Source organism: Alcanivorax sp., assembly GCF_040118815.1.
Classification (GTDB): Bacteria; Pseudomonadota; Gammaproteobacteria; order Pseudomonadales; family Alcanivoracaceae; genus Alcanivorax.
Genome location: NZ_JBEDTC010000022.1, coordinates 128,450 through 144,705 on the forward strand (window position 1 = coordinate 128,450; position 16,256 = coordinate 144,705).

A 16,256-nucleotide genomic window follows, 5' to 3' on the forward strand; every position below is an offset into this window, starting at 1 on the left:
GGCCCTTCGCTTACCTTCCCGTTTACCGCCAAGCGAAGTTTCTTCCCAAGGCCTCATTGTAGGAGCGGTGGTTCCACCGCGAATAGCTTCACTAACGCGCGATAGAGCATCGTGATCGAACGATCACTCCCACCACAAACCTAATCTTTTCTTTGTCGCGCTAATCCACGATGAACCTTTATTCAGGATCCGATCCCGTTCGCCGCTTTTGCCGCGTAAACCGGTGCAGAGAGCTTGTCCGCATGGCGCGGCGTCGCTCCCGCAAAGTGCGAGTAGATTTGCTGAAGATCTGCCTCCATGTCGTCGCCGGGATAGATCACCACAGGAAATGAGAAGGTTTTTTTCTTATAGTCCGCCAATGCCAGAATAATCGGCACATTGGCCTGACGGGCAATATGATAGAAGCCCAGCTTCCACTGGCCCGCATTACTGCGGGTGCCTTCCGGGGTCACCGCGATCAACAAGGTTTCACGGGCTGCAAATGCCGCTACGGTTTGCTCAACCATGCCCCCGGCCTTGCCTCGCTCAATCGGCATGGCACCCAGTTTACGCAACAGCACGCCCAGTGGCCCCTTGAACAGGCTGCTTTTGATCATCACGTTCACGTCTTGCTGCAACGCGGAACGGCTCACCAGTGCCAGTACACCGTCCCAGTTGGAGGTATGCGGCCCGCCGGCAATCACAGCCCGGTCGATATCCGGGAAAGGGCCCGCCGTCCAGCCGGTAAGCCGCAGCAATACCTGCCCGATTCGCTGCCCCAATGGCACACGGGATGGCCCGCCTGTGGACTGGTTCTGCATACCCTAACCTCAACGTTGTGTCGTATTCCCGCCCTGCGCGGCGCTGCCGCAGCGCAGCACAATCTCGCAGTATATCGGATAGCCCCCCGATACCGCATTGACGACGACCACCCCGACTTGCCCCGCCACCGGTTTGCCTCTGTATAATTGCCCTATTCAGACACGCCCATTACTGCCGACAGGACCCCTTATGCCGTCTTTCGATATTGTTTCCGAAATTGATGAAGTCGCCCTTCGCCACGCGGTGGACAACGCCAACCGCGAGCTGTCCACCCGATTTGATTTCCGGGGTGTGGAGGCCAGCATCGAGCAGAATGGCCTGGCCGTCACCCTGAAAACCGCATCCGACTTTCAGGTGCGCCAGCTGGAGGAGCTGTTCGGCAAAGCCTGCCTGAAACAGAACATTAGCGCTGCCGGCGCCGACAAACCCGACGAGCCGGAACACAGCGGCAAGACATTTTCCCTGACACTGACCTTCCGTCAAGGCATCGACCAGCCCGTGGCCAAGCAGATCGTCAAGGAAATCAAGGAAAGTAAAATCAAGGTACAGGCCTCCATTCAGGGCGACCAGGTTCGCGTTAACGGAAAGAAACGCGATGACTTGCAAGCCGTGATGACCCTGCTGCGCGCATCGAAAATCGAAACCCCGCTACAGTTCAATAATTTTAGAGACTGAGAGACAAGACGTTTCAAGCCACAACGCTACAAACGAATAAGGCCAGGCTCTAGGCGTTCGGCGTTGTACACCCTCAGCCACTATCCACAGGAAGCTGTTTATGTCCGCCTCTACCTCAGCCACTCAACGCCTCAACATGTTCTGGTTTCTGGTGCTCTCCGCCCCCATGCTGATAGGCATCGCCATCGCCGGGCTGGTCTGGTTTGGCAACTACACCGCGTCACTTGATCTACTGCCGCAAGACACCCTGCGGATGGGGGCGATGGGCGCCATGGGCTTGATGCTGGTGGTGGCCCGGCCGCTCCGCAATGCACTGCTGTCACCCACAGCCATTGCCCGCCGCCCGATCCAGACTTCCACCCCCGCCGACCCCTCTGGGGACCATGCGGTACTCAAGGTGCAGGCCAGTATGTTCCTGCTGCTGGGCATTCTGGATGCCGTTTCCATGGTGGTTATCGCCCTCAGCCTGATGCAGGCAGACCCCCTGCTCGCACTGCTCAACGGCGTCTACACTTTGGTGCTGGCTGTGATCGCTCGCCCGGATTTTGCTGCGCTGATCGATGCCACGCGTAAGCAACTGACCCATAACGGGTAATCCCAGATTCATGTTCTATTGAACACCTTGCGACATGTCTTGTTAATGAACACTGTTTAACAAAATAAACGCCAACGCGTACAACGTAACCCATGACCGATAACAAGGAGAATCCTCATGGGTTTCAGGAATCGTTTCCACCGTCTTCTCGCCACGCTGGCGCTGACACTCAGTGCCCTGACAGCCACTCAACACAGTGTTGCCGCAGGCCTCATGGCGCCCGCCGACAGCAACTTGCCACCGCTACAGATTCGCGAGCAGCATGTCACCGTGGATGTGGAAGACGGCTATGCCATCACCGAAGTAGAGCAGGTGTTTCACAACCCTAATGATCAGGATCTGGAAGCTTACTATCGCTTTCCGGTTCCCGAAAAAGGCACCGTGGCCGAGTTCACCGTCTGGATCGACGGCAAACCGGTGATCGGCGAAGTGCTGGAAAAAGAACAGGCTCGCCAAGTGTACGAGCAGGAAAAAGCGGCTGGCCGTGACGTCGGGCTCACCGAGAAAGACAATTTCAAGGCCTTCGATGTAAAAGTGAATCCGGTGCGCGCCGGCCAGGATACCCGGGTACGACTGGTCTACATGCAGCCCGCTTCCGTGGATACCGGCATCGGCCGTTATGTTTACCCGCTGGAAGAAGGCGGCGTGGACGAACAGAAACTTAATTTCTGGACGGCCAATGAAAGTGTAGAAGAGCACTTCACCTTTACCCTGAATCTGCGCAGCGGCTACCCGGTGGACGCCCTACGGCTGCCCAAACACCCCCAGGCACAGATTACCCAACAAGATCCGCAGCAATGGCAGGTAACGCTGGACAATCGCCGCAGCGCGACCGCCGTGAATACAAACGATGAAATCGCTGAAATCACGCACAGCAGCGAGGACAAAAAAAGCGAAAGTGCCAATGTCGCACCACCCACCAATAACGGTCAGCCGGCCAGAGCCTTTACCCTGAATCAGGACATCGTCGTTTACTGGCGCCACCAGCAGGACCTGCCCGGCAGCGTGGACCTGGTGGCCTACAAGGAACCGGGCGAGGACCGCGGCACCTTTATGCTCAGCATCACTCCCGGTGATGACCTTCCAGCGATCACCACCGGCAGCGACTGGGTGTTCGTACTGGATATTTCCGGCTCCATGAGCGCCAAACTGGCCACCCTGGGCGATGGCGTCAGCCAGGCACTGGGCAAACTGCGCGGCGGCGACCGCTTCCGCATTGTGCTGTTCGATGACCGGGCCGAGGAACTCACCGGCGGTTTTGTGGATGCCACGCCCAACAACATTCGTCAGTACACACAGAAAGTCATGCAGCTACAGTCCCGTGGCGGCACCAACCTGTTCGGCGGCCTTAGCCTGGCCCTGAACCCGCTAGACGCCGACCGCCCCACTGGCATCGTGCTGGTCACTGATGGCGTCGCCAACGTCGGCAAAACACAGCAAAAAGACTTTATCGAGCTGCTGGAAAGCCACGACGTTCGCCTGTTCACTTTTGTAATGGGCAACAGCGCTAACCGGCCCATGCTCACCGCCATGACGGATGCCAGCAACGGCTTTGCCATTAGCGTCTCCAATAGCGATGACATCGCCGGACAGATTCTCAATGCCACTGCCAAGCTGACACACCAGGCAATGAATGATGTGGAGATCGACATCGACGGAGTGCGTACCGCCGACCTGCAGCCACAACAGATTGGTAGCATTTACCACGGCCGTCAGATTATTTTGTTAGGTCATTACTGGGGCGATGGCGCCGCCGATGTCACCCTGCGTGCAGAGGTGGCTGGCCAGAAAAAAACCTACAAGACCCGGTTTGAATTTCCCGCTCAAGGCGGCGATAACCCGGAGCTGGAACGGCTATGGGCCTACGCCACCATTCAGGACATGCAGCAGGAGATAAACTATTTCGGTGAAGAGAAAGACTTACAGCAGGGCATTACCGACCTGGGCATAGAGTACGGCCTAGTCACCAACTACACCTCCATGGTGGTGTTACGCGATGAAGTGTTCGAGCAATACGGCATTGATCGTCGTAATGCCAAACGTCGCGAGATTGAAAAACTGGCAAAAGCCCAACGCCAGGCTAGCGCACCCACCAGCAACCGTGTGGACAATAGCCAACCCATGTATAACAGCAATCGCCCGTCCTACAGCGGCGGCAGTGGTGGGGGCGGCGGCGCCTTCGGTATCGGCGCACTGCTGCCGTTCCTGATCTTGCTGATTGGCGGCGGGCTTCGTCGCCGCCGCTAACCTAACCAACGCCAGCAATTCCTCCCGGACAGCACACTGCTGCCCGAGAGCAACTCCACTTAAGGTGGCCGCCAGAATTGTCTTCATCTTCAGTCGGAAGCGACACTTGCATCGCGAAGCTTCTGGACTGCTCTTGAATATTTATTCAACAATTTTAACACCCAGCCAAGACCTTTTAGTTACTCCTGACGCCCTTCGATGGCAGACAGCAACACGCCAGCCGCAATACCCAATCGCTTGTCGAATCGACCCTCCCGGTCAGCACTAAAATCCACATCCAGTTTCAGAATGAAGGGATTGAATCGCTGGCGGTACTCCGCAACGGGGTTGTCGTCCATGGTCGCGTGGTAGTGCTGAGGAAAGAAAAAAGCCAGCGACTCAATATAGCGACGCACCAGCGCCTTGAGCATGGAGTCTTCTTCCAGCGAGCCAATCTCCGTGCCTTTGTTATCAAGCAACGTCCAGTGGTCGCGCAAGAAAGAAGACTTGAACCCAGCACGGCGCAGCGTCCCCACATGCTCACCGGTTTGCGAGTCATGCACATCGTAGGCACCGGCAAAATCAAAGATACTACGGGTTGAGATACGCAGCAGCTCTTGCTCCTGGCTATCGTCCGCGTACAACCGAATATCCTCGCGCAGACGAAAGCGTTTCATATTGGAATAAAGCGCCAGTTCACCTTCATCGGTATAAAGATGAAACGCATCGCCGAAGAAACGGAAAAATTTGCGGCGAATAGTATAGCGAGGATGCTGAAAACGGACTTCGTGCGTCATGGCTTGCCTTATCGTATTTTTGATTCATCGCGAACCAGGAAATGTCTAAAAAACCCAACGTCTTGATGTTCTGTGGGAAACGCCGCCCCTCACCAGGGCAACGCACTGCCATCGGAATGCCAGAAGGTGCCGCTGTTTTCCAGGGTCAGGGCATCCATCCGCGCGATCAGGTTTGACGCGGCCTCATCCACCGTCAGGTTGCCGCTCTGTCCAGTCATGTCGGTCTGCACCCAGCCCGGGTGAAGAATGGCCACAGCAATACCGCGGCCATGCAGATCTACCGCCAACGACTTACCCGCCGCATTAAGCCCCGCTTTGCTGATCCGGTACCCATATTTTGCTCCCGATGTGTTATCGGCAATGGACCCCATCCGTGATGTCATCAAGCCCACCTTGCTGCCTTCGTGCAGATTCTCCAGTAAGGCCATTGTCACGCGCAGCGGCCCCAGCGTGTTGGTCTCGAACTGCTCTCGAATCTGCTCGAAATCCATGGCATCCACGGTTTCACTGCACATGATGCCGGCATTGTTATAGAGCACATCCACAGGGGTATTACCCAGCGCACTCTTCAGGTTCATCACCCCATCCGGTGTGCCCACATCCACCCCGTCGATAACCTTGGCGCCACTGTCCAGCAATGCCTGTGAGGGCTGCCGGCAAGCCGCAAAGACCGTATCCCCGCTGGTGCACCACTGCTGCACCATGGCAAGGCCGATTCCACGGTTGGCCCCGGTAATGACAATAGTTTTTCCCATGGCCGCCTCCTTTTTGTCTGGTTCGCCGAACACTTACCCTGAACCCTTACTCCTCTCAATACCAGTGCGCAGGCCCCTGGTGCCCGTCTTGCCTGTAAAACAACAATCGCCTCCCCCTAAATTGCGCAATCACCCTTTTTTGTCTCTGCGTCTTTGTTACAGTGATTATCCATTCTCAAGCCAAGGACGCGAATCATGAGCATTGCAGTTGGCGACACCCTTCCCGACATTACCCTGAAAACCAACGGTGCCGATGGTCCGGAAGATCTCAACACCGGCGAATTTTTCAAAGGCCGCAAAGTGGTGCTGTTTGCCGTTCCCGGTGCCTTTACTCCCGGTTGTTCCAACACCCATATGCCCGGCTTTGTGGTGAATGCGGATGCCCTGCTGGAAAAAGTCGATGCCATTGCCTGCATGGCAGTGAATGACGCTTTCGTACTGGATGCCTGGCAAAAAGACCAGAACGCTGAGCGCCTGACCATGCTGGCAGACGGCAATGCGGAATTTGCCAAGGCACTAGGTCTGGAACTGGACGCTACCGGCGGCGGCATGGGTATTCGCAGCAAACGCTTCGCCCTGATCGCTAACGATGGTGTGGTGGAATATATCGGTGTAGACGCCAAAGGCGTGGACAAGAGCAGCGCCGACACCGTGCTGGGCCAGCTTTAATTCAGTTCTTCGCGGATTAGAGGGAATGCTCTGAACGGAGAGTCTTTCCCTCAGAATTTTGCCCAGATGGCCCCATGCCTGAGGAAAACCTGGCGGCGCGGTTTGTCTGCATGATGCATCGCCAGCAATTCACGGCGATGCCGCTAGGAAGCCTCTGAAAAAAGCTCGAGGCACTGCGAGAAACGTTGCCTGCATCGCGAAGGCGCTTGTAACCCACCGTCGTCATTCGTGATGCAAGCATCGCTTGCTCAACATCTCTTATATTTCCAGGGCTAACCCCAGGGTGGCAGTAAAGTCGTCTTTTTCCGGGGTAATGCCGCTGCTGTCCGGTTGCGGGCTTTCAATCCGCTTCCAAGTTCCCGCCAGTCTCAGATCCAGGCGGCTGGTCAGGTCCACGTCCAGCGCCATATAAAAGTCATGCTTGGCACGACCTGCTTCTTCTTTCGTCAGCGTCACTTGGTAATCAATCTGGAAATCGATGTTGTCGGTAATGTCCTGGTCGTAATAGGTACCCAGCAGTAATGCCGGCGTGGACACGGTTCGGTCTTCTCCCGGTGCCACATCCACGTATTCGGTACGCTGATAACCTGGGCCAACCGAGACCGTCCAGTCCAGTTTCGGGGTATCAAAAATCTGGTACCCAGCACCCAAACCCACGGTCCATTCTGCGTCACGGTTCTGGAACGGATCGCGGTAGTATTCCGCCTGAATCGGTCGGAAAAACCACTTGTGGCTGATGCGATAATCGTGGGTAAGGCTGGCCGTGTGGTTATTGGCCAGTTCTTCGGATTCGGACTCAGAATAGTTACCTGTATAGCTCATCCGGGTATTGTTCTTCACCGTACGGCGTTTCAAGGCAACCTTGGTATTCAGGTCTTTCTGCTCCACGTTACCGCTGCGGAAATTCAGGCCCACAGAAATATCGGCAGACCACAAATCAAATTCCCGGGGTGAAGCGGAGGCAATGCCAACCACCCGGGGAAACTCCACTGGCTCGCCCCCTACCATTAGCTTGCCGCTCTCTGTAGTCAGGCGCCCCAGTATCACTTCACCACCCTCCAGCAGTACCGACATGACACGGCCCGTACGAATATAGGCCACGTCACCCCAGTCAATCGAAATCAGGTCGAAATGATCACTGTCTATCTCAACGGACTCTTCGTGCAAAACCTTGATTCGCCCTTTCACCCACTCGCCGGTGTCCAGCTGAATCCAGTCCCATTGCTGCACATCAAAAGATGGAGGCTGCCATATTTCCGGGGGTATTTTTGCGGTATCGAAGGTCTGGTCGGCCAGTGTCATTCCTGGCAAGCTGCCCGCCATAAAAGAGGCAGCCATCAAGGCTGCCTTTACTGTCTGGCCACGCATGAGATCAGACCGATTGGCCAGCGGGAGGATCCGCTGGCCCAAGACTGCTTTTTTCATTACTTACCGTAAGGGGTTGCCTCGTAGGGGTTGCCGCCCAGGGCTGCAGAAATATCCGCAATGGCTTTCTGGGCACGCACGCTATTACCAGCTTCATCCAACGGCGGTGAAATGGCCGCGATGCCGAACTTGCCCGGTGAAACGGCGATGATACCACCACCCACACCACTCTTGGCAGGCAGGCCGGTCTTGTACAACCACTTGCCCGCATCGTCATACAGCCCGGCTGTGGCCATGACCGCCAGGATTTCCGGCATGTCTTCCGGCTTCACCAGCGCCTTGCCCGTAACCGGGTTAGTGCCAGCGTTGGCCAACGTTGCCGCCATGGTGCCCAGGTCCTTGGCGTTCACACCCACAGAACACTGACGGGTATAAATATCGGTGGCCTGCAGCGGGTCGCCTTCGATATGGCCGTAGGCATACATCAGGTGTGCGATCGCCTGGTTACGCTGGTTGGTCGCCGCTTCGGACTTGTAGATATCTTCCAGCACGGTAAGTTCCCGGCCAGCAAACCCGCTGTAGTAACCGAGAATCTTGTTCCAGATTTCGTTGTAGCTCTTGCCCTGCACCATGCTGGTGGTGGTGATCGCACCGGCATTCACCAACGGGTTCATTTCATGGCCCTGGTTCTGCTCAATGGCATAGATGGAATTGAACACCTGGCCTGTGGCGTCCACACCCACGTTCTTGGGCAGCGCGCCAATACCTTTTTCTTCAGTCACCTTGGCCATGGTGAAAACCTTGGAGATCGACTGAATGGACACTTCGGACTTGATGTCGCCCACGGTGTAGACCTTGCCATCGACGGTCACCAGCACGATGCCAAAGATGTTGGAGTCGACCTTGTCCAGCGCCGGGATGTAGTTAGCGTTGGCGCCTTCCTTCAAGCCTTTGTACTTGTCGTAGGCTTTTTTCAGGGCGTCGTTGATGTTCTTTTCGGTCAGCTTGCTATCCACCGGCGACGCCGCTGGCGCCTCGGATTCCGCCGAGCAGCTGGCGCTCGCCATGGCCAGCATGCCGGCAAAAAACAGGCTGAAGAACTTACGTGAATATTGCATTACTCATGCTCCCTCTAAGAGATTCCGGCTTCCGCTTAAAGCAGGTTGCCACTGGAAAAGCTGTATTTGACGCTAAACTGGACGCGGCGGTCGTAGCCGGTGGTGCCGTCGTTAGCCGTGCGCTTGCCAAACAGATACTCCATCCCCATTAACACCTTGTCGTTAGGGGTGTGCAGTAAGTTCACGGAAGCATATTCACCCTTGTTGAAGGCATCCGCCGTCTGGAAATCCATATTGTCGATTTCCGTAGAGCTATAACCGACGGAAGAGCTGTAGGTATCGTTCCAGTAATGGTCGTAATAAGCGATGAGACCGGTGAGAGGTACAACCTTGTAGTCCGGGTCGGCCGCATTACCATCCGGTGCCATATCCACACCACCGTCATTCATGTAATTGGAAATGCCGTTACCGTGGACGACGCCTAGAATGATGCGGTCTTTTTCAAACATGTTGATGGTGGAAGTCAGGTTCACCCCCCAACCCAACTCACTGTCGTCGGGGCTACCGTCCGGCCCACCGGGAGTGTCGTAACCCACCTGCCGTAAAATACCGGCCACCTGAAAATGCCCCCAATCGCCGACCTGTCGGAAGTGGGCGGTAATGTCCGGATATTCATCATCGCCGGCAGTGCCCGGATCAAGACCGCTATCCACGCCGCTGCCCGGATTCTCGATTGCCACAGCAACAGTGGAATCATCACCCTTCACCGGCGTCCAACGGATCTGCGGGTTGCGCAGGAAAACCATGCCAGAGGGCCCCCAATAATCGATCACGTTAGGGAACACATCTCCATCCATAAACACACTATTGGTTTGCCCAGCAAGGATAGACTTCCATTCCCCATAGGCATGGCGCAAACGAATCGTCGTTTGCCCTTCATCTGGGCCAACGCCAAACATGTCAAATTCAAATTTGGTTGTCAGCTCACTGTCACCAGCCATGGTGCTGGCATTCACACCCAAACGGCTCTGGCGGACACCAATGACAGCTTGGCCATCACTGCCTACCGTATCTTGATCATAAGGAATGCGGCCAGGCCTCAGAGTGTCTTCCCATTCGGGCGTTACCCGATCGAAACCCTGCACATAATCCACCATCCCGAAGCCATAGATTTCGAAAGAGGAATCCGCCAGACAAGAAATAGGAGCCAAGAGCAGCGCAGCACCGAGGGTGCGCCGGGAAGCGAGAGTACCCATGATCATCATCCCTGTTCATTGTTGTAATAACCGCCACTGTCCCCGGGCAGAGTGTTGCGCATCCCGAAACGGCAACGTTTAATCAGTCATTCGTTCTCGATAGAAGCATATTTTTTTTAAATAGTCATCATAGTGAGACTCAAACCTTTTCAAATAGTGATACGGGCAGCACACTCTTAAAAAGCCGCACCACTTACCGATACTTACGGCCATGTGGCCATATATAGCAGCACGACAATATGACACAGGCATAACAGTCATCTACAACGCTCCGGCAAGGTCATCATGAGCATTCTGCAACTGCCCCATGCCCGCCCCGATGTCATTCTTATCGACTGGCACGCCACTTTGGTGGACACCCATGACGCCATGTACCACGCGGTAGATGACATCCTCCCCCAGCTGCAGGATCTCGACCTGTGGGACCGGCTACTCGACCCGGACGACTCCAAAACCATCGAAGACGCCAAGCTGTTGATTTATGTGAAAGATCACCACCGCCTGCACCCGAAAATCGTCTCTCAACGGAAAATTTCCCGCACCGATATTTTCGAAGTACTGTTCGGCAGCGATCAGGACGCCAAGGGGCGTGCCCACCAGGCCTTTGACCAGGCTTACCGAAAATATGTGGCCGAAGTCCACCCGCTGGAAGCGGACATTCGCCCGCAGCTGGTGCACCTGCGCGAGCTAGGCGTAAAAGTCGGGCTGATCTCCAACCGCAAGCGGGAATTTCTGGAACATGAACTGGCACTGGTGGACAACACCGGCTGGGAAGACCTGTTTGATGTGGTGGTATGCGGCAGCGATGTGGAAAAGCGCAAACCGTCACCACAGATGCTATTGAAGGCCATGGACATTCTCGACAAGCAAGCCAGCGAAAGCTGCTGGTACGTGGGCGATAGCACCACCGACGTGATTGCCGCCAAAGAAGCCGGCGTTACCTCTATTTTCTATAACGGCGCGGGGTGGGAGCAGGCCTGGCTGGACAAGATTTTCCCGCATACCGTCAAACACCCGCACCGCCCGGATGCCGTGGTGGGCAGCATTGCCGAACTCACCGGCCTGGCCCGGCATCTGCTGGCCCAGCACAAGCGCGTGGAACGAGCGCGCCCCTGAACACCTCCGCCCCCAGCCCGATTGGCCCGATCCGCCCCTGTCGTGCCCGCGCCAAATTGGTACATTCGTGCAAAATAACAACCTGCCCGCGAGACACCATGACACAGCATACGCTTCACGCCTTCACCGATGACGCCCTGGGCACCGATGATGCTACCGCCCTGGCAGAGCGCCTGCAGCGCGGCGACATCAGCACCACCGACGCTACCGAAGCCGCCATCGGCCGCTTGCAGCGGGTCAACCCCACCCTTAACGGACTGGTGCTGGACACTTATACAGAAGCGAGAGAACGGGCCAGCAACAAGAACTTTGAAGGCTTTTTCGCTGGCGTTCCCAGCCTGATCAAGGACAATATCGACCTGGCGGGCCTACCTACCCGCCATGGCAGCGCCGCCGTGGGCGCCAAGCCGATGAAGAAAACCAGCGTACTGGCCAAGCAGTATCTGGCCCAGGGTTTTAATCTGCTGGGCAAGACCACCCTGCCCGCTTTCGGCTTCACCGCCTCCACCGAGTTGGCTCACGCCCCGGCCACCCGCAACCCCTGGCACCTGAACCATTCCGCCGGCGGCTCCTCCGGGGGCAGCGCAGCGCTGGTCGCCGCCGGCGCCGTGCCCATTGCCCATGGTAACGATGGCGGTGGCTCCATTCGCATACCTGCGGCGGTCTGCGGCCTAGTGGGCCTGAAAAGTACCCGTGGGCGCCTGATCACCCAGGAAGCCGCCAAAGCTTTGCCGGTCAACATCATTAGCGATGGCGTGCTCACGCGCAGCGTGCGCGACACCGCCAACTTCTTCGCCGAAGCCGAAAAGTATTACCGCAACCGCAAGTTACCCGCTATTGGGCACGTCACCGGCCCCGGCAAACAACGGCTACGCATCGGTCTGATGCTGGACTCCATCACCGGCGACCCCACCTGCCCACAAACCCGCGCGGCCGTGGAAGCCACCGCCAAACAGCTGTCTGATCTGGGACATCATGTGGACGTGGCCCGCATCGACCTGCCCCAACGGTTTGTGGACGATTTCCTGCTTTACTGGGCCATGCTGGCTTTCTTCGTCAGCAAATTCGGCCGCGCCCTATTCCCTCAAGGGTTCGATAGTCAGCAGCTGGATCCGCTTTCACAGGGTCTGGCCCGCCATTACCGTCAACGCTTCCTGAAAACCCCCGGCATGCTGCGCCAGCTTCGCCAGAGCCAGGCCCGTTACGCAGAGGTATTTAACCAGTACGACGTGGTGCTCACCCCCGTGCTCGCCCACACCACGCCGGAACTGGGCTATCTGGGCGCCGATGTGGACTTCGACACCCAGCTGGAACGCCTGCTGCGTTACACCACCTTTACCCCGGCCAACAACGCCTCCGGCAGCCCGGGTCTGTCCCTGCCGCTGGGCCAGGCCGACAACGGCCTGCCCATCGGCGTCCAGCTCAATGGGCGTCACGGCGAGGAGCGCACCTTGCTGGAGCTGGCGTTTGAACTGGAGCAGGTACAGCCGTTTATCCGGCTTGATCAACGCTGATACACAAGCAGCCAGACACGCCTTGCACACACACCGGCCAACAGAATACGGGAAAGGATAACCATGACGCTTTCATCAACATTCAATCGCAACAGCACTGCCGATCAGGTTCTACAAGGGCAAGACCTTTCAGGGAAAATCGCCATGGTGACCGGCGCCAATGGCGGCATTGGCTATGAAACCGCCCGCTCTCTGGCTGCAGCCGGAGCGCTTGTTATCCTGGCCTGCCGAAATCCAACCCTTGGCGAAGACGCCGTTTCCCGCATTCGCCGCGACCACCCCGATGCCCAGGTTGAGCTGGTCTCTCTGGACCTTGCTGATCCAGCCAGCATCCAAACCTGTCTGGGGGATATTGCCCAACGTGAGCACATTCCTCATCTGGACATACTCATCTGCAATGCTGGCTCCATGTCGACCAAATACCTGCTAACCGATCAGGGAATCGAGCGAACCGTGGCCGTCTGCCACCTGGGCCATTTCATGCTGACCAAAGGGTTGCTCGACACGATCCTCAAGGCACCAACCCCTCGTATTGTGATGGTCTCCAGCGAATCACACCGGTACCCCTTGCGGCTGAATTTCGACAACCTGCTTGTGGCCAAAAAACAAAACCGCATAACCGCCTTCAATGCCTATGGCCAGGCCAAGTTGTGCAATGCCCTGATGGCGCTGGAACTCCAGCAGCGCTATGGCAGCCAGGGCCTCACCGCCTGCGCCGTACACCCCGGCGCGCTGGTCACCACCGGATTCGGCCGTGAATCCTGGCTGACCCAGGCGCTCTTCACACTGGTCAGCCCCCTTACCAAAACACCGCATCAAGGCGCCGCCACCAGCGTTATGTGTGCCACTCATGGCAATGCTGAAGGCATCGCGGGCGGCTATTTTTCCCATTGCCGGGCCGCACGGCCTTCAGCAGAAGCGGGCAATACCGCCGTCGCAAAAAAACTGTGGGATTTTTCAGAGCATCATCTACAGAATTATGCCAACGTCTGAAAACATGCAGACGTAGCACCAACCAGCAAACCGGGTAACCGTGGCGGCAACAGGGAGGAGGCCATCATGAAAAACAGCACCATCAGCGGTGGCGTCGTCCACGCCTTGCCCGACGACTTACGGCAAACCCTGCAAACCGATCCAGACATGCTCGCCCAATGGGAGGACATCACCCCACTGGCGCGCAACGAATGGATCTGCTGGATAGAAGACGCCAAGAAAACCGACACCCGACGGGGCCGCATTACCCGAGCCCAGGAAAATCTCACCGCCGGCAAACGCCGCCCCTGTTGCTGGCCGGGCTGCCCCCACCGTGAACGCACCGGCAAGCCTTGAAAACGCCCACCTGCGCATCAAAAATCCGGGCACCTTACGGCGATCGAACCGGATGCAGGAGAAACCCCAAGCTGCCTGATAGTGACGGCTTACCAACATACAGCCCACCTTGTACGAGTTTTTTGTTTTCAGCGGAAACGGCGCGGCTTGAGCATCTCGCTCGAGATCATTTCTTTTAAATCAATCACCTTGCCTCATCGAACGAGAATACGGGCTCCAGGAGTTATGTAGAACGCTCCTCATAACTCCGTGTAGGAGATTGGCTATAGCATCCCAACCTGTTGTTATGGCAGGCTTTTCCTTCTGGTAAGGGGAAGACGGTTCCAAAGTTATGAGGAACAGAGTTATGCGGAACGTTCTAACTAATACGCTGTTAAATGCTGAAGGAGTTGCGTGGATATTTTTAACAATCGAGAGATTGCAATAGGGTTTTGGCTGCTAGCAATTTCAGCTTATGTGCTTCTGTCTCCCAATATGATTGAAGTCAGAAGTTCATTTAGACACTTACTATCGGCGTTCTTTGTAAAGCAGATTATGTTAGTGCTCGGCCTAATGGTCGCGTATATGATGTTTGTTGTTTACTTCCTGTATGAAATGGACTTGTGGAATACTGACCAGATAAAAAATACCGTTTTTTGGTGCACATCTGTTGGTTTTATGTCACTTTTTAAGATCGAATCGATTAAGAAAGATAAAAGTTTCTTCAAGCATTCAGTGCTAGATAATTTGAAATTATTGGCGATCCTTCAATTTGTTGTGGGTGTGTATACTTTCCCTGTTTGGATTGAGATTCTGTTGGTGCCAGCATTGGTGTTGATCGGTGCCATGACAGCTATCGCTGAAACGGACAAAAAATATCATCAGGTCAAAACGCTACTTGAGTATTGCCTATCTATATTTGGCATTATCTTGATCGTATACACGCTATACATGTTGGCCACGAATTTTGGTGAGTTTGGTAACGAGAAGACGGCTTACGACTTCTTTGTTCCACCATTGCTTACGCTCTTCTATTTGCCATTTGTCTTCTTTATGTTGGTTTATTCAACGTATGAACAGGTTTTTATTCGTTTACAATTATCCATTAAAAATAAGCTGTATAGAAATTTGGCGAAAATATATGCGCTAATTTTGTTTAACTTTCGAATGAGTTTACTTGACCGTTGGGCACACCATGTCGCGAGGATAAACGTTGAATCACACGATGATTTAGTAGAGTCTTTTCGTCACATGTTCAAGGCAAGGAGAGCGGAATCAAATCCTATGGATGTGCCAGTTGACTTAGGATGGAGCCCCTATCAGGCAAAGGAATTTCTTTCATGTGAAGGGCTGAGTACTGGGTTTTACAATAACCTATTCGAAGAAGAGTGGTTTGCTTCATCTCCAATGGAAGAATTTAGTGATGGCGTTATCCCTGACAATATTGCTTATTATGTTGAAGGTTCTGAAGATATCGCGAAGCTTCTTAAGCTTAAAGTTAACGTGAATGACGCTGCCAGAACTCGTCAGGCATGTGATAAGTTAAAATCGATGGCGGAGGTTTTGAGTGTCTCTAGCTTAGGCCGATCTTTATCCGAAGAGATGAAAAGTGCTATTTCAAGTTGTAATTCATATGCTGAGGAAGTGGAGGGTAAAACAGTCGCGTTGGAGGTAGAAAACTGGCCGAATCATAAGTCTAACGGGTTTGATCTCAAGTTCATGATATCAAGCATTTAACAAAGCGCGGCTGTCGAACAAAATTTCCGCTGCGCCCCATTTTTGCCGCAGAGCGCGGCGTTATATGGAGTAAGTAATGGTGCAGTGGATATTGTCCTTTTTGATCTTCGTTTCTGCATTCATTGTGGGGGTTGGCGCTGTTCCGCTGTACTGGATAGCTGGCACCGTTGTGGCCGCTTATGTGAAGGCCATTTTGTCCGTTGGCGAGGTGGTTCCCGGACAGGATTTTCGTGGGCTATCTTCGGAAGAGTTTCTAGGCTCCGAGAAAGACGTAAAAGCTATATTTATCGGCCTATTAGTAATAGTTTTTGTGGCATTTGGATTGGGGAAGCTGGTCGCGTGGATTTTTTAATCAGGTGAGCAGCATATAACAAGCAGAACCAG

The 16,256-nt window shown here is 55.0% G+C and carries 16 protein-coding genes; 10 read left to right on the forward strand and 6 right to left on the reverse strand.

Annotated features, from left to right (window positions below; translation table 11 throughout):
- Positions 1-182: 182 nt before the first annotated feature.
- Entirely contained in the window at positions 183-800 is a 618-nt protein-coding gene (locus ABNH18_RS16635; protein ID WP_349383911.1) for a lysophospholipid acyltransferase family protein, read from the reverse strand.
- Positions 801-990: 190 nt separating this feature from the next.
- Between ABNH18_RS16635 and ABNH18_RS16640 the strand changes: the two genes are divergently transcribed.
- From ABNH18_RS16640 to ABNH18_RS16650, 3 genes are all read left to right on the forward strand, one after another.
- On the forward strand, positions 991-1,476 hold the full coding sequence (locus ABNH18_RS16640; protein WP_349383912.1) for a YajQ family cyclic di-GMP-binding protein: 486 nt from the start codon (positions 991-993) through the stop codon (positions 1,474-1,476).
- Positions 1,477-1,576: 100 nt separating this feature from the next.
- Positions 1,577-2,071, forward strand: a complete 495-nt coding sequence (locus ABNH18_RS16645; RefSeq protein WP_349383913.1) for a hypothetical protein — start codon at positions 1,577-1,579, stop codon at positions 2,069-2,071.
- 117 nt (positions 2,072-2,188) lie between these two features.
- A complete protein-coding gene (locus ABNH18_RS16650; protein WP_349383914.1) occupies positions 2,189-4,318 on the forward strand; it encodes a VIT and vWA domain-containing protein in 2,130 nt (709 codons plus the stop codon).
- A gap of 179 nt (positions 4,319-4,497) precedes the next feature.
- Here the strand turns inward: ABNH18_RS16650 and ABNH18_RS16655 are convergent, their stop codons facing one another.
- Together ABNH18_RS16655 and ABNH18_RS16660 are read right to left on the reverse strand one after the other, a co-directional pair.
- Entirely contained in the window at positions 4,498-5,094 is a 597-nt protein-coding gene (locus tag ABNH18_RS16655) for an LURP-one-related family protein (protein ID WP_349383915.1), read from the reverse strand.
- 89 nt (positions 5,095-5,183) lie between these two features.
- Positions 5,184-5,849 (reverse strand): SDR family oxidoreductase, encoded by a 666-nt coding sequence (locus ABNH18_RS16660; protein ID WP_349383916.1) that lies wholly within the window; start codon positions 5,847-5,849, stop codon positions 5,184-5,186.
- A 195-nt stretch (positions 5,850-6,044) separates the two neighbouring features.
- Here ABNH18_RS16660 and ABNH18_RS16665 point away from each other — a divergent pair, with 195 nt between their 5' ends.
- The gene (locus ABNH18_RS16665; protein WP_349383917.1) at positions 6,045-6,518 is read left to right on the forward strand and encodes a peroxiredoxin; all 474 of its coding nucleotides are present in this window, start codon (positions 6,045-6,047) and stop codon (positions 6,516-6,518) included.
- Between the two features lie 258 nt (positions 6,519-6,776).
- Here ABNH18_RS16665 and ABNH18_RS16670 read toward each other — a convergent pair whose 3' ends face one another.
- Genes ABNH18_RS16670 through ABNH18_RS16680 form a run of 3 tightly spaced genes read right to left on the reverse strand, consistent with a single transcriptional unit; the run spans position 6,777 to position 10,197 of the window.
- Positions 6,777-7,943 carry a DUF481 domain-containing protein gene (locus tag ABNH18_RS16670; protein WP_349383918.1) on the reverse strand — a complete coding sequence of 389 codons (1,167 nt, stop codon included), beginning with the start codon at positions 7,941-7,943 and terminating at the stop codon, positions 6,777-6,779.
- Positions 7,943-9,001, reverse strand: coding sequence for a glutaminase A (gene glsA, locus ABNH18_RS16675; RefSeq protein ID WP_349383919.1), 1,059 nt, complete (start codon positions 8,999-9,001; stop codon positions 7,943-7,945). The genes ABNH18_RS16670 and glsA overlap by 1 nt, the downstream gene beginning before the upstream one ends.
- A gap of 35 nt (positions 9,002-9,036) precedes the next feature.
- Positions 9,037-10,197 carry a DcaP family trimeric outer membrane transporter gene (locus ABNH18_RS16680; protein ID WP_349383920.1) on the reverse strand — a complete coding sequence of 387 codons (1,161 nt, stop codon included), beginning with the start codon at positions 10,195-10,197 and terminating at the stop codon, positions 9,037-9,039.
- Positions 10,198-10,482: 285 nt separating this feature from the next.
- Here ABNH18_RS16680 and ABNH18_RS16685 point away from each other — a divergent pair, with 285 nt between their 5' ends.
- The 6 genes from ABNH18_RS16685 (at position 10,483) to ABNH18_RS16710 (ending at position 16,224) form a co-directional block, all read left to right on the forward strand.
- The gene (locus ABNH18_RS16685; protein WP_349383921.1) at positions 10,483-11,313 is read left to right on the forward strand and encodes an HAD family hydrolase; all 831 of its coding nucleotides are present in this window, start codon (positions 10,483-10,485) and stop codon (positions 11,311-11,313) included.
- A 98-nt stretch (positions 11,314-11,411) separates the two neighbouring features.
- Positions 11,412-12,827, forward strand: a complete 1,416-nt coding sequence (locus ABNH18_RS16690; protein ID WP_349383922.1) for an amidase — start codon at positions 11,412-11,414, stop codon at positions 12,825-12,827.
- 63 nt (positions 12,828-12,890) lie between these two features.
- Positions 12,891-13,820: an SDR family oxidoreductase gene (locus ABNH18_RS16695; protein WP_349383923.1), complete on the forward strand. Its 930-nt coding sequence runs from the start codon at positions 12,891-12,893 to the stop codon at positions 13,818-13,820.
- A 66-nt stretch (positions 13,821-13,886) separates the two neighbouring features.
- Positions 13,887-14,156, forward strand: coding sequence for a YdeI/OmpD-associated family protein (locus ABNH18_RS16700; RefSeq protein ID WP_349383924.1), 270 nt, complete (start codon positions 13,887-13,889; stop codon positions 14,154-14,156).
- A gap of 393 nt (positions 14,157-14,549) precedes the next feature.
- The gene (locus tag ABNH18_RS16705; protein WP_349383925.1) at positions 14,550-15,872 is read left to right on the forward strand and encodes a hypothetical protein; all 1,323 of its coding nucleotides are present in this window, start codon (positions 14,550-14,552) and stop codon (positions 15,870-15,872) included.
- 76 nt (positions 15,873-15,948) lie between these two features.
- Positions 15,949-16,224 (forward strand): hypothetical protein, encoded by a 276-nt coding sequence (locus ABNH18_RS16710; protein WP_349383926.1) that lies wholly within the window; start codon positions 15,949-15,951, stop codon positions 16,222-16,224.
- Positions 16,225-16,256: the final 32 nt, after the last annotated feature.

Coding starts and splice junctions, on each gene's coding strand:
- ABNH18_RS16635 (WP_349383911.1), bottom strand. CDS start 800: ATGCAGAACCAGTCCACAGGCGGGCCATCCCGTGTGCCATTGGGGCAG.
- ABNH18_RS16640 (WP_349383912.1), top strand. CDS start 991: ATGCCGTCTTTCGATATTGTTTCCGAAATTGATGAAGTCGCCCTTCGC.
- ABNH18_RS16645 (WP_349383913.1), top strand. CDS start 1,577: ATGTCCGCCTCTACCTCAGCCACTCAACGCCTCAACATGTTCTGGTTT.
- ABNH18_RS16650 (WP_349383914.1), top strand. CDS start 2,189: ATGGGTTTCAGGAATCGTTTCCACCGTCTTCTCGCCACGCTGGCGCTG.
- ABNH18_RS16655 (WP_349383915.1), bottom strand. CDS start 5,094: ATGACGCACGAAGTCCGTTTTCAGCATCCTCGCTATACTATTCGCCGC.
- ABNH18_RS16660 (WP_349383916.1), bottom strand. CDS start 5,849: ATGGGAAAAACTATTGTCATTACCGGGGCCAACCGTGGAATCGGCCTT.
- ABNH18_RS16665 (WP_349383917.1), top strand. CDS start 6,045: ATGAGCATTGCAGTTGGCGACACCCTTCCCGACATTACCCTGAAAACC.
- ABNH18_RS16670 (WP_349383918.1), bottom strand. CDS start 7,943: ATGAAAAAAGCAGTCTTGGGCCAGCGGATCCTCCCGCTGGCCAATCGG.
- glsA (WP_349383919.1), bottom strand. CDS start 9,001: ATGCAATATTCACGTAAGTTCTTCAGCCTGTTTTTTGCCGGCATGCTG.
- ABNH18_RS16680 (WP_349383920.1), bottom strand. CDS start 10,197: ATGGGTACTCTCGCTTCCCGGCGCACCCTCGGTGCTGCGCTGCTCTTG.
- ABNH18_RS16685 (WP_349383921.1), top strand. CDS start 10,483: ATGAGCATTCTGCAACTGCCCCATGCCCGCCCCGATGTCATTCTTATC.
- ABNH18_RS16690 (WP_349383922.1), top strand. CDS start 11,412: ATGACACAGCATACGCTTCACGCCTTCACCGATGACGCCCTGGGCACC.
- ABNH18_RS16695 (WP_349383923.1), top strand. CDS start 12,891: ATGACGCTTTCATCAACATTCAATCGCAACAGCACTGCCGATCAGGTT.
- ABNH18_RS16700 (WP_349383924.1), top strand. CDS start 13,887: ATGAAAAACAGCACCATCAGCGGTGGCGTCGTCCACGCCTTGCCCGAC.
- ABNH18_RS16710 (WP_349383926.1), top strand. CDS start 15,949: ATGGTGCAGTGGATATTGTCCTTTTTGATCTTCGTTTCTGCATTCATT.